The organism is Devosia sp., from assembly GCF_025809055.1.
Classification (GTDB): Bacteria; Pseudomonadota; Alphaproteobacteria; order Rhizobiales; family Devosiaceae; genus Devosia.
The window spans coordinates 1,155,446-1,167,216 of the sequence record NZ_CP075529.1; the positions used below are offsets into that span (position 1 = coordinate 1,155,446).

The window sequence follows — 11,771 nt, forward strand, 5'->3', positions numbered from 1 at the left end:
CAGGCGTGCTTTGAGGCTTCGAAACAGGAGGACCGCACCACCCTAGTGCCGTTCGCGCCGGGACAGTAGCCCAGCGCGAGCTCTGCCCACACCTAGACCATCACGTTGCTAGCGCCTTGGGCGGGCGCAGCCGCAGGGAGAGCACGACGCAGCCAAGGGCCAGCAGGCAAACGAAAGTGGAGTAGAAAAAGGCATAGCTGCCAAAATTCTCAAACAGCACGCCAAAGATGATGAGCGCAGCCATGGCACCAGCCATGTTGAGCATGGTTGCGAAGCCCTGGGCCTCGGCAGCATTGGACTCATCGGTCCAGTTGGCGATGAAGTGGACGACGCCGAAATAGCCCATGCCAAAGCTGAAAGCGTGAAGGAGTTGGGTGAAGAACAGCACCTCGACCGGCGGATTGAACGCCATGATGGTGAAGCGCAATAACCCGGACATGGCGCAGACGAGGATCATGTTTCGGGCGGTGACGCGGCCCCCGAACCGACGCCAGGCAAACATCAACACCGCCTCCCCGATGGCCGCGACCCCAAGCAACGGGCCGAGGAAATAGGATGGAATGCCGTTCTCGTGCCAGAGCAAAGCCGCAAAACTGCCGATGATCGCATTGCTGGAATTGACCAGCGCGAACGCGACGAGTGGCAGCACGAACCACAGTCGCAGGGAGTCGCGCAGCCGGCTTGGCTGCGCCCGGGGCGGAGCGGTGTCGGCCAGCGTTACCTTGGGTGACGGCGCGCGAAACCGCGGCAGCAGCAGCGCCAAGAGCGCTCTCACCACCACGGTCAGGATATAGAGCGTAACAAAGGCCCCGGATCCCAGAACATTGATCAACAGGCCAAGCCCGCCGGCCGCGAAGACATATCCAACCGTGGCCCAGGCCCGGATGGCCCCGAAATCTGTGCCGTTTCGACGCGTCATGCGGACAGTCGCGGCATCGATCACCGGCGGCACGAGGCCGTTGGTCGTTGCGGTCAGGCCCCAGATCAGCAGGATTCCCCAGAACTCGGACACCATGTAAAGCGGCAGCGGCGCGAGTGCCGCGGCGGCAGAGATGAAGATCAAGGCCGTACGCCAGTCGTCCGCCTTGTCGGCCACCCGCCCGACGATCATGTTCAGCAGGAGGAGCAGAAAAGTCGGGAGGGCGTTGATGACGCCGATCTGATCGGCCGGAATTCCGTGCTCGCTCAGCCAGATGCCGAGAAACACCGAGGCAACGCCCCCGGGGACATAAACGGTAAACTGATAGATAGATGCACGCAGCTCGGGACTATCCAAGCGCGAAAGGGCCGGCAACATCGGAAAATGAACTCCCGGCGCAGGATGGGCGCCGCGTGACCCTACGTGACTCGGATGCGCGCCCAAGGCAAGCGGCAAAAGTCGGACAAATGCAGAATTCCTCGAAGTGGTATCAGTCCGCAAATACCACTATTGCCCCCCGGCCCTCCGAAGCCGGAACCGCCGGTTCTCCCCACCCGCCATTTCGGTCCATCTGATCAGTTCGAACTGGCCATCGTCATTCTCGACTATGGCTGTGCAGCTTTCCACCCAGTCGCCGGTGTTGATGTACTGAATGCCGAGGCGATCGTGCATGTCGGCGAGGTGGATATGGCCGCAGATCACCCCATCCACGCCCGACTCGCGTGCCTCATGGACCAGGGCTTCCTCGAACCGCCCGATCACCGACACCGCATTCTTGACCTTCTGCTTGGCCCAGGCACTCAGCGACCAATATTGCAGCCCAATACGGCGTCGCACCCAATTGATGGCAATATTCACCCGCAGCGCGAAATTGTAGGCCCAATCCCCGACATGGGCGAGCCACTTGGCATTCATCACCACCACATCGAACTGGTCGCCGTGGATGACCAGATAGGTCTTGCCGGTTGCCGAGGTATGGACGGTACGGTCCACCAGCTCAATTTCGCCGAAATAGGTGCCGAGATATTCGCGCAGAAACTCGTCGTGATTGCCAGGCAGATAGACAATGCGGGTTCCCGCATTGGCCTTTTCCAACACGGTCTGGATCAGCACATTGTATTCTTCAGGCCAGTGCCACTGCTTGGCGAGCCTCCAGCCGTCCAGGATGTCTCCGACCAGGTAGATGGTATCGGCGTCGTGCGCGCGCAGGAATTCAATGAGCTGACCAACCCGGATCGGCTTCATGCCCAGGTGCACATCGGACAGAAACATCGCCCGAACGCGCCGGACTTCTCGGTCATCCGCCATCAGCCCGCGGCCTCCTGCTGGTTCGCGCGCACATTACCCCGCCGATGGAGGACTGCAAACCGTGGCGCGCACAATGACGGTGGAAACCTTTCCGGCCGGTCAGCGAATGCGCGCCTTGAGCGTGACGATGCGCTCGTAGCTTTCGGCAATGCGGGCGGCGAAGGCCGGGTCGGCGGCCGCCTCGGCCAGCAGGATATCGAGAATTTCCCGCGAGAGTCCGGCGCGATACCGGGCCGTATTGGAGAACAGCAGCACGTCCATGCCGGCTCGCACAGCCTTGGTGACGGTTTCCTCCAGGGTGAAATGATCGCGAATTGCACCCATTTCGAGGTCGTCGCTGATGACGACACCGTCAAATCCCAGTTCGCCCCTGAGTACCCCGTCGATCCAGCGCGGCGAAAGCGAGGATGGCGTCTCCCCGTCGCCGTCGGCGTAGCCGGCATGATAGAGGTGACCGATCATCACCATGTCGGCCAGGCCATCGGCGATCAGGGTGCGGTAGGGATCCAGCTCATCGGGCGACCAGGTGCGCGTGATGTCGACAAAGCCTTCATGGCTGTCGGCCGTCGAAGACCCGTGGCCCGGAAAATGCTTGAGCGCGGTAACCAGACCTGCCGCGTGATGAGCCCGGATAAAGGCCGCATCATAGGCCGTCACCACATCAGGATCGGCCGAGAAGGATCGTCCAAACCGGGCGATGATCTGGTTCTTGCTATTGGTGTTGAGGTCGGCCACCGGCCCGAAATTGATGGAGAACCCTTCATCGGCGATACCGCGCGCCATCTTGGCATAGATGGCCTCCGCGTCTTCCGGGCTATTTCGGCTGGCCACGGTCGCAGCGTTGGGAATCTCGGTAAATCCAACGTCCCGCGTCAGGCGCTCGACGGAGCCCCCTTCCTGGTCAAGGGTGATAAAGGGCAACAATTCGGGTGTCGAACCACGGAACACCTCGTTCATCTCGCGCACTCGCGCCAGGCTGGTGACATTCTTGCGCAAGAACATCACGCCACCCAGCCGGCCGGCGGCAAGTTCCTCAACAAGCGCCGTCACGCCAGCATCCCCGGCGCTGTCGCCTTCGAAGCCGACGATGATCATCTGACCGGCCATTTGCTCCAGGGTCGCGGCCTGCGTCACAGGCGCAAGAAGGCAGGTTGCAATAACAAGCAGAGTTCGCAGCACGGCACTCATCCGGCAGGGGGAATCGAAAAATGACCTTGGCTTTGAAAACGCGGCGACACAATGACCCCCCTGTTCAGGGGATGTGCGCAGGCGGCCATTGGCAAAAAATGTGAACCGATGGACCATGAGCGGATGTGCAACCTTCCATGCGCTCACCATCAAACTTGTCGGGCGGCGACCTGTTGGTCACCGCCCGATTTTTCTTGCCTACTTGTTCTGCCGGTTGGCGATCAGATCATCGACGACCGAAGGATCAGCCAGGGTCGAGGTGTCACCCAGCGCGCCGAAGTCATTCTCGGCAACCTTGCGCAGGATACGCCTCATGATCTTGCCGGAGCGGGTCTTGGGCAGGCCCGGCGCCCACTGGATGTGGTCTGGCGAGGCAATCGGGCCGATTTCCTTGCGAACCCAATTGCGCAGTTCGCCGCGCAGGGTGTCGTTATACTCCTCGCCCGCCATCAGCGTGACGTAGCAATAGATGCCCTGACCCTTGATGTCGTGCGGGAAGCCCACCACGGCAGCTTCCGACACCTTGGGATGGGCAACCAGGGCGCTTTCCACCTCGGCGGTGCCAAGACGGTGCCCGGACACGTTCAGGACATCGTCGACGCGCCCCGTGATCCAGTAATAGCCGTCTTCGTCGCGCCGGCAGCCATCGCCGGTGAAGTAGTTGCCCTTGTAGGTTTCGAAATAGGTGGACACGAAGCGCGCGTGGTCACCCCAGATGGTGCGAGCCTGGCTGGGCCAGCTGTCCTCGATGACCAATACGCCCTCGGCCTTGGTCTGCTCCTGCAGCTTGCCCTCGGGCGACAACACGGCTGGTTTGATTCCGAAGAACGGCTTGGTCGCCGAGCCCGGCTTGGTCGGTATGGCACCGGGGAATGGCGCGATCATGTGCCCGCCGGTCTCCGTCTGCCACCAGGCATCGACGATCTCGCAGCGGCCCTTGCCCACCTTGTTGTGATACCAGAGCCAGGCTTCCGGATTAATCGGTTCACCCACCGTACCCAGCAGCCGCAGGCTGGGCATGTCATGCTTGTCGACGAAATCTGGACCAGCACCCATCAGGGCCCGAATGGCGGTCGGCGCGGTGTGGAAGACATTGACCTTGTGGCGTTCGACCACCTGCCAGAACCGGCTCGCATCGGGCCAGGAGGGGATACCCTCGAACATCAGCGTCGTGGCGCCGTTGGCGAGGGGGCCATAGACGATATAGCTGTGGCCGGTGATCCAACCCACGTCGGCAGTACACCAGAACACTTCGCCACGCTTGTAGTCGAAGCTCAATTCATGGGTCAGGGCCGTATAGGTCAGGTAGCCGCCCTGGGTGTGGAGGACGCCCTTCGGCTTGCCGGTGGAACCCGAGGTGTAGAGGATAAAGAGCGGATCCTCGGCATTCATCGGCTCGGGGTCGCAAACGGGCTCGACGCCGGCCGCGGCCTCGTGCCACCAGACGTCGCGGCTACCCTTCATGGGAATGTCGGCGCCGGTATTGCTGACCACAAGCACCTTCGAGACGCCGGGACAGTCTTCCAGAGCCTTGTCGACATTGGCCTTGAGGGGCACTGACTTGCCGCCGCGACGGCCTTCATCGGCAGTGATGACGACGGCGGAATCGCAATCGTTGATACGACCGGCCAGAGAATCGGGAGAGAAGCCGCCAAATACCACCGAATGCACCGCGCCAATGCGCGCGCAGGCCAACATGGCATAGGCGGCCTGGGGAATCATGGGCAGGTAGATGGTGACGCGGTCGCCCTTACGGACACCCAGAGTCTTCAACACATTGGCGCAGCGGCACACCTCTTCGTGCAGCGTGCGATAGGTGATGTGCTCTGCCTTGTCGGCCGGATTGTCCGGCTCCCAGATGATGGCGATGTCGTCGCCACGTTCGGCCAAGTGCCGGTCGATGCAGTTCGCCGCGACATTGAGCACGCCGTCTTCGAACCATTTGATCGAGACATCCGGGTAGGCAAAGGTGGTGTTCTTGATCTTGGTGGGAAAGGTCATCCAGTCCAGGCGCTTTGCCTGTTCGGCCCAGAACCCGTTCGGGTCCGAGATGGACTGCTCATAGAGCCGGGCATACTGGTCGGCACTTGTGTGGGTGCGTGCGACGGCAGCCGCACTTGGCTGGAATACGAGCTGCTCGCTCATCATCTTCCTCCCTTATCTCTCCCAAGAATTGTTCTAATGAACGCCCCCCCTCGCGGCAAGACCTTGCGCCCGAGACATAAGTGCAATTCCGGCAAGGGGAATTGCCCTTTCGGCAGGGGCACGGCGCGTTAACTGCCGTCGGCCATAGTGCTCTGCGAGCGCCCAGGACGGGCGAATCCGGCGAGGTATCTCATGCCCGAAATGACGGTCCGCCCCGCGGCTCGAAGCGAGTTGGCTCTGGTTCACCGCGAACTGATAGCGGTCATCAACAGCTCTGCGCACTACAATGATCTGTTCAAGGCACACGAAACCGCCCGACTCAATCGGACCTTCCTCGACAACCTGCACGCTATCGACCCATGGCACATCATGCTTGTGTGCCTCGATGGGGACGTCGGCGGGGTCATCGTTTCAGGCCCGGACTGCGGGACACTGTTCCGCTACTGGAGTTGGGTGTTTCCGGCATATCGGCAGTCCCGGCTGAGCCTGTTTGCCATGCGCGTTTTCGACGAGCACTGGGACAATGGACGCTTTCACAAGGTGTCGACCTATGTCCGCCCGGAAAACGACGTCGCCTGCACCATGCTGAAGCGCTATGGCTACGAGCAAACCTGCCTGCTCAGGCAACACATTTTCGGGCAGGACTACCTGGTCTATGAAAAATTCTTCACTCGCCAGGACCTGCCCTACGACCATGGCGTCAACATTGGCCGGCTGGGGCGCCTGCGCAAACGTCTGGCGGGCCTGTTCGGCGCCTGACCTAGCCGAGCGTCGAGGCCGCTCCGGCTGCCGCTCCGGTCCGGCGCGATCGGAAATATTGCACAATGGACACATCGATCCCGGCCGTCCGCCAGGCGATGAGCCACAGGCCCACCGACCATATGGCGATGGCAATGATCGCCGCCAGAGCCGCGCCGATCAGGCCGAAGGCGGGGACAAGCAGCATATTGGCACCGACAAGGCTTCCCATCCCGACCAGCACGGCAGGGATGCTGGCCCAGGGGCGGTCATGGATGGACAGCACCATCGAGGCAGGCCCCATGACCGAGCGCACAACCAGGGCAAGGCACAGGATGGCCAGTGGCAGGGCGCCCGCGCTGAAACTGGGGCCGAACAGGGTCAATGCAAACGGCCCGGCGATGACGACAAGGGCGAACAGCACCAGGGAAATCAGGCTGGCGACCACATTGGCCTCGCCCACCTTGCGGTGGAAGGCCGCACGATCTGCATTGGCCTCGCTCTCGAACATGTCCGGCAGTGTCACGGCATAGACAGCCGCCACGCCGAAGGACACCAGCGAGAAAATGCGCGTGCATACACCGAAAATGGCCAGTTCTTCCTTGCCCAGAACATTGCTCAGTAGCAGCAGATCGATATCGAAGAAGAAATCGGTAGCGAGGGAGATCATCACCCAGGGTGCCGCGAACCGCCACCAGCGTTTCGCCTCCGCAGCGCGTGGCTGCGTCGCCACCCCGATCCGCCCCAGGCTCCTGACGACAAAGCCAAAATGGACCAGCGAGATGACCACGTAACCGATAGCTATGCCCCATAGCATCACCGTAAACGCGGCCGGTGGAGACCCGGTCAGGCTGGCAAAAGCAAATGCGGCCAAGACGATCATCGGCCTGAAGATGGTGTCGGCAAAGAACCCGGCAAAGGGCCGTTTCAGCCCGACAAGCACGGCGCCGTTGATATAGACAATCGCCGTCGCGAAGGCCAGGAGAAGGACCGGCAGGAAATGTGCGGCAAGGGTGCTGGCACCCTGCCCCACCAGATCGAGAGCCAGCCGCCCGCCGAGCAGAACCACAAGCATGCCGAGCATGACATGGCCATAGGCGCGCACCAGGAAGGACACCAGTTGACCACGGTCACCCCGGGCCCGGTATTCGGCGGCGAAATAAGTGCCAACAGTATGAAAGCCCAGCGGCAGGACCACCGCCACCAGGTTCACGCAGGCGATGATGAGCAGATATTCCCCTAGGATTTCCGCACCCCAGATGCGCGCGATCAGGGCCTGCACCAGAAAGATGAGGCCAGCGCCAGCGAGGCGGGCGCCGAATATCACCGAGGACTGGGAAGCCAACCGGCGCGCCAGGCTCATTTGAGATACTCTTCGGTCTCGTGCGGTGGCTGATCCGGCTTGGATTTGCTGCCACTCATGGCATCGAGGCGGCGCCGGACATGCTGCACCAGATCGCGGGCCCCAAATGCGGCCATGCCCGACCAATAGGCCACAGGATTGCTGGCATAGTTCACAACGGGCGGCACTGGGCGAATGACCCCGGCGTCGCCGACCATGCCCTTCTTGAACTGATGCAGCCCGAGGAAGCCATCCGTGCCACCGAGATCATACCAATTGGCGCGCGTGTGGTCGCGCAGCCAGCGGATGATGTGCCAATGCATGAAGTAGCCTGCCCGCAAAGGCAGCGCACTGTCGCTGGTGGCGCCATAAAGATAGACCGCCCGGTCGCCGGCCTTGAAGATTACGGCCCCGGCCACCAGTTCGCCCTCGTGATAGACGTAGAATTGTTCGGGCCGCAGCGGCTCCTCAAGCGCCATCAGTCCGTCCAGAGTTTCAAAAGCCGAATGATCGGGAAACTGCTTGCGCTCCGTCATGGCCGCATAGAGGGCCTTGAAGTCGTCGATGCGCTCGGATGGGGCATGTTCGAATACGAGGCCGGATTTCTCCGACTTGTTGAGCTGCCGCCGCCATGTCTGCTGAAAGCTGCTGCGCTGGTCCTGGTCCGACAGTCTGAGCCTGACGATGTATCGGTTGGGGAAGAGCAAGGTTGAGCCGCGGTGAAAACCGCGTGCGCGCAGGGCGACATATTCCTGGTTGACCGGATCGATCGACGCCCAGGGCAGAATGGAAAGCATCATGCCGCGTCGCTCTGCATAGTCGGCGACAAGCAGATCGACCATCTGCGCATGAATGACCGCAGCATCGGCCGCGTGAACATCGGCCAGCATGGGCGCCCATTTGGAGACGGCGATGACACCCGTCCGCAACGGCAACGGCTGCAGCATCATCAGGGTGCCGCCGACAATCCGCCCGTCCCGCTCGAACACAACCGGTTCATGCCGAACATTGGGCCAGCGCAGCACCGCGAACGCGTGCAACTGCTCCTGGCATACGGCATCGAAGCCCGAAACAATGCGGTCCCAATCATCACCGGAAACGAGCCGCATCCGCACTGGGGCTGCATCCGGGCCGACCTGGCGCGGCGCAATGATGCCTTCGGCTTTGCTATCCAATCCGGCAAGGACTGACATTGTGGGTTTCCGGCTCAGTAAAACTGGCCGGAAACCTAGACCCTAGCGGGTGTGCAAATTCCTATTGCGGCACGGAAAATGCCACAAACCTGCCCCGGTGGTTACCAAAGCCTAATGGCCGACCACCGGTGCATGGGGGGTGTAGAGGAGCGGAATTTCAGGAATGGACACAAACGCGCCAAGCCCCTCGAGCAGCATGCGGACCGCGACGAAGAGGATGATGACCAGGCCGAGCCAGGCGATCCAACGGAAGCGATGCAGCAGCCGGGCGATGAAAGTCGCTGCCACGCCCATCAGCACGACCGATAGTGCGAGGCCGAAAATCAGGGCTTCAAAGTGATGCTGGGCCGCGCCCGCGACCGCCAGAACATTGTCCAGTGACATAGACACGTCGGCCACGATGATCTGGGTAACGGCCTGACGGAGTGTCTTGCGCGGTCCCTTGCCCGCAACCTTGCCATCGCCGTCGGTATCGGCGTTCGCCAAGGCTTCCGTCGCGTCATGCTCGTCGGCCTCGGAAACTGTCAGTTCCCGGTACATTTTCCAGCACACCCAGATCAGCAGTATGCCGCCGGCGATGAGCAGGCCGCCGCCAAGCGAGAGTAACTGGGTGGTCAGCAGCGCAAAGATGATGCGCAGGACGGTCGCCGCGAGGATGCCGATAAGGATTGCCTTGCGCCGAAGGTCGGGCGCCAGTCCGGCCGCGGCCAGACCAATGACGACGGCATTGTCACCGGCGAGCACCAGGTCGATCAGGATGACCTGGAGAAGCGAGGTGAAGAAACTCGGATCGAAACCGAACATGATCTGTCCTTGCAATTTTGAGCTGCGGGTCGTGCGCTACTCCCGTCGCGCAGTGAGAGCAAGGGACTGGATCAATATTTCGACTAAAGACTGCAGGATTCTCGCCTGGACGACAGCATTCGACAGGTTGGTGACAGAATTGGGCGCGCAATGACTTGGGGCGGCCAGCGGCCGCCCCCTTGCATCATTCTCAGTTGGAGGGCGGCGCCGGCGGCGCGCCATCCGGCGGGGCACCGCCGCCACCGGGGCCACCGGCCGGCGGAGCGCTCATCGTGCCGCGCTCGGCCGTCAGGTCGATGGGGATCGTAACAGTCCCGACATAGCCGGTGGCAGGATCGCCGGTCAGTGCCAGGGTCTCCTGGGCAATTTCCTCGGCAGTATTGTCACCGAACACATTGTCGCTGGCGATGGTGATGCGGCCGAGATTTGTCGTGCCGTTCGAATAGCGGGCATCGGCAGCATAGACCGCAGCGCTTTCCGTTTCCGGAAGAGCAATCTGGGCAATCAGCAAAGAGGCATCACCACTGACCGCCTTCTCGGCACTCTCGAAGACTTCGAAGTGAATATGTGGCCAACGGCCATCGTAACAGCCGGGGAAGATGGTCGTGAACTTGACCTTGCCCTCCGCATCCGCAATGGCGACACCGCGGAGGTAGTTTGCATCCACCGTGTCATAGAGCGAATAGAGACCGGTCGTATCGCAGTGCCAGATGTAGATTGCATGGCCCTCGAGCGGCGTGCAGCCATCCGCGTTCACCAGGGTCAGTTCGAGATCGAGCTGCAGTCCATCGGCAACTGGCGTCAGGGTACCGAAAGAGCTGCGGATGTCCTGCCGAATGACCCCCTCTTCGGTGAGCGCATTCACCACCTGCCCGTCTTTCACATTGGTGCCATCGGCCGGGTACGGACCGTTGGTTTCCCACGGCAATGCCACGCATTCAAGCGCCGCAGCCGGGCCGCCGGCAATGGCAACCGCGCTGATGCCACCCATCAGGGCCAACAGGCGACGACGCCCGAGCATGATGGGTAGATCGTGGGCGAAACCGCCGTCATGGTCGTGTTTCTCGGTATGATCGTGATGATGCGACATGGGCCTGTCCTTCTCAAGTTCCTGTACTACGCGATGTAGGGCACTCGACATGTCCGCCGCCCTACCGGCGGATGAAATCTTGGCAAGCTTGGCTTTACTGAGGCGCTGTGGCCCCGTCCGTGTCGAAACTTTCGAGATAGTCGACCATGGCGTCGATATCGGCTCGCACCCGCATGCCGGCGAAGGCCATGGATGTGCCAGGGAAAGAATGCCGCGGGTTCTTGAGATAGCGTGTCAATGTAGCCCGGTCCCAGACCAGGCCTGCATCACCCGCCGTGCGCAGGGTTCTCGAATAGGAATAGTCGGGAAGGCCAGCAATAGGACGGCCAACGACGCCATTCAGATGCGGTCCAATTCGGTCCACCGGATCGGGGCCGATGGCATGGCAAGGCTCACACCGGGGAAATAATGCTGCTCCGCGTTCGACGCTCTCCTGCGCCGGCACCGCGGTTACTGCCCACAGAAAGACGAATAGGATACCGGCAATACGCTGCATGGCACGCCTCCCCTGAGGGGCGAAGCATGCGCCTGCTAGCGGCCATTTTCCAGTGATTTCTGGAAGACTTTGGTGGGTGCACAAGGGCTCGAACCTTGGACCCGCTGATTAAGAGTCAGCTGCTCTACCATCTGAGCTATGCACCCGTCGTTGCCGACCGGCACCAAAGTGGCGCCTCTCTACCAAAGCGATTCCACCCTGTCCAGCGCTACCGTCCACTTTATGTGAATAAACTGAAATGCGCCGGGCAGGGCGAAGGAATTAAAGGCGCGAGCGCCGATAGGCACACAGGTCCAAGACATTGTCCTGCCGCGCGACCGGCGCCATTGGAGCATCATCGATCAACGCAATGGTGCGATCGATGATGACCCTGATCTCCAGGGAACGCTGATCGGTCCCCTGCAGAATGGATGAGGCGCGCTGAAGATGGTCGCGCGCCAACAAATATGTTGGAGGCATTTTACGACTCCTGAGGTGTAGAAATGTACTGCGCCAGGAAGGTGTGACGCGGGGCCAGACTGCCCCCGCATACTTTTCGACACCTTTCC

The 11,771-nt window shown here is 61.4% G+C and carries 11 protein-coding genes and 1 tRNA gene; 1 reads left to right on the forward strand and 11 read right to left on the reverse strand.

The genetic code is table 11. The annotated features are described in order from the left end of the window. Positions 1-100: 100 nt before the first annotated feature. The 4 genes from KIT02_RS05710 to acs form a co-directional block, all read right to left on the reverse strand. A complete protein-coding gene (locus KIT02_RS05710; RefSeq protein WP_297583386.1) occupies positions 101-1,276 on the reverse strand; it encodes an MFS transporter in 1,176 nt (391 codons plus the stop codon). 150 nt (positions 1,277-1,426) lie between these two features. Continuing rightward, positions 1,427-2,227 (reverse strand): UDP-2,3-diacylglucosamine diphosphatase, encoded by an 801-nt coding sequence (locus tag KIT02_RS05715; RefSeq protein ID WP_297583389.1) that lies wholly within the window; start codon positions 2,225-2,227, stop codon positions 1,427-1,429. A gap of 99 nt (positions 2,228-2,326) precedes the next feature. Further along, positions 2,327-3,334: a glycoside hydrolase family 3 N-terminal domain-containing protein gene (locus KIT02_RS05720; RefSeq protein WP_297583392.1), complete on the reverse strand. Its 1,008-nt coding sequence runs from the start codon at positions 3,332-3,334 to the stop codon at positions 2,327-2,329. A gap of 279 nt (positions 3,335-3,613) precedes the next feature. After that, positions 3,614-5,560, reverse strand: a complete 1,947-nt coding sequence (acs, locus tag KIT02_RS05725) for an acetate--CoA ligase (RefSeq protein ID WP_297583395.1) — start codon at positions 5,558-5,560, stop codon at positions 3,614-3,616. Between the two features lie 192 nt (positions 5,561-5,752). Here acs and KIT02_RS05730 point away from each other — a divergent pair, with 192 nt between their 5' ends. Next, positions 5,753-6,319, forward strand: coding sequence for a hypothetical protein (locus KIT02_RS05730; RefSeq protein ID WP_297583398.1), 567 nt, complete (start codon positions 5,753-5,755; stop codon positions 6,317-6,319). Between the two features lies 1 nt (position 6,320). On the opposite strand, the gene KIT02_RS05735 is transcribed toward KIT02_RS05730, so the two are convergent. The 7 genes from KIT02_RS05735 to KIT02_RS05765 all read right to left on the reverse strand — a co-directional run bounded on the left by KIT02_RS05735 (position 6,321) and on the right by KIT02_RS05765 (position 11,682). Continuing rightward, positions 6,321-7,661 carry a polysaccharide biosynthesis C-terminal domain-containing protein gene (locus KIT02_RS05735; protein WP_297583401.1) on the reverse strand — a complete coding sequence of 447 codons (1,341 nt, stop codon included), beginning with the start codon at positions 7,659-7,661 and terminating at the stop codon, positions 6,321-6,323. After that, positions 7,658-8,833 carry a GNAT family N-acetyltransferase gene (locus tag KIT02_RS05740; protein ID WP_297583404.1) on the reverse strand — a complete coding sequence of 392 codons (1,176 nt, stop codon included), beginning with the start codon at positions 8,831-8,833 and terminating at the stop codon, positions 7,658-7,660. Before KIT02_RS05740 ends, KIT02_RS05735 begins: the two co-directional genes overlap by 4 nt. Positions 8,834-8,944: 111 nt before the next feature. Further along, positions 8,945-9,637, reverse strand: coding sequence for a TerC family protein (locus KIT02_RS05745; protein WP_297583407.1), 693 nt, complete (start codon positions 9,635-9,637; stop codon positions 8,945-8,947). 190 nt (positions 9,638-9,827) lie between these two features. Next, complete coding sequence (locus tag KIT02_RS05750; protein ID WP_297583410.1) at positions 9,828-10,727, reverse strand: hypothetical protein; 900 nt, start codon at positions 10,725-10,727, stop codon at positions 9,828-9,830. 94 nt (positions 10,728-10,821) lie between these two features. After that, complete coding sequence (locus KIT02_RS05755; protein WP_297583413.1) at positions 10,822-11,223, reverse strand: cytochrome c family protein; 402 nt, start codon at positions 11,221-11,223, stop codon at positions 10,822-10,824. 70 nt (positions 11,224-11,293) lie between these two features. Continuing rightward, positions 11,294-11,369: transfer RNA gene (locus KIT02_RS05760), tRNA-Lys, on the reverse strand. A 115-nt stretch (positions 11,370-11,484) separates the two neighbouring features. Next, positions 11,485-11,682: a hypothetical protein gene (locus KIT02_RS05765; RefSeq protein WP_297583416.1), complete on the reverse strand. Its 198-nt coding sequence runs from the start codon at positions 11,680-11,682 to the stop codon at positions 11,485-11,487. Positions 11,683-11,771: the final 89 nt, after the last annotated feature.

Excerpts from the sequence above, each read along its gene's own strand:
- KIT02_RS05715 (WP_297583389.1), bottom strand. The coding sequence starts at position 2,227 with ATGGCGGATGACCGAGAAGTCCGGCGCGTTCGGGCGATGTTTCTGTCC.
- KIT02_RS05720 (WP_297583392.1), bottom strand. The coding sequence starts at position 3,334 with ATGGCCGGTCAGATGATCATCGTCGGCTTCGAAGGCGACAGCGCCGGG.
- acs (WP_297583395.1), bottom strand. The coding sequence starts at position 5,560 with ATGAGCGAGCAGCTCGTATTCCAGCCAAGTGCGGCTGCCGTCGCACGC.
- KIT02_RS05730 (WP_297583398.1), top strand. The coding sequence starts at position 5,753 with ATGCCCGAAATGACGGTCCGCCCCGCGGCTCGAAGCGAGTTGGCTCTG.
- KIT02_RS05735 (WP_297583401.1), bottom strand. The coding sequence starts at position 7,661 with ATGAGCCTGGCGCGCCGGTTGGCTTCCCAGTCCTCGGTGATATTCGGC.
- KIT02_RS05740 (WP_297583404.1), bottom strand. The coding sequence starts at position 8,833 with ATGTCAGTCCTTGCCGGATTGGATAGCAAAGCCGAAGGCATCATTGCG.
- KIT02_RS05745 (WP_297583407.1), bottom strand. The coding sequence starts at position 9,637 with ATGTTCGGTTTCGATCCGAGTTTCTTCACCTCGCTTCTCCAGGTCATC.
- KIT02_RS05750 (WP_297583410.1), bottom strand. The coding sequence starts at position 10,727 with ATGTCGCATCATCACGATCATACCGAGAAACACGACCATGACGGCGGT.
- KIT02_RS05755 (WP_297583413.1), bottom strand. The coding sequence starts at position 11,223 with ATGCAGCGTATTGCCGGTATCCTATTCGTCTTTCTGTGGGCAGTAACC.
- KIT02_RS05765 (WP_297583416.1), bottom strand. The coding sequence starts at position 11,682 with ATGCCTCCAACATATTTGTTGGCGCGCGACCATCTTCAGCGCGCCTCA.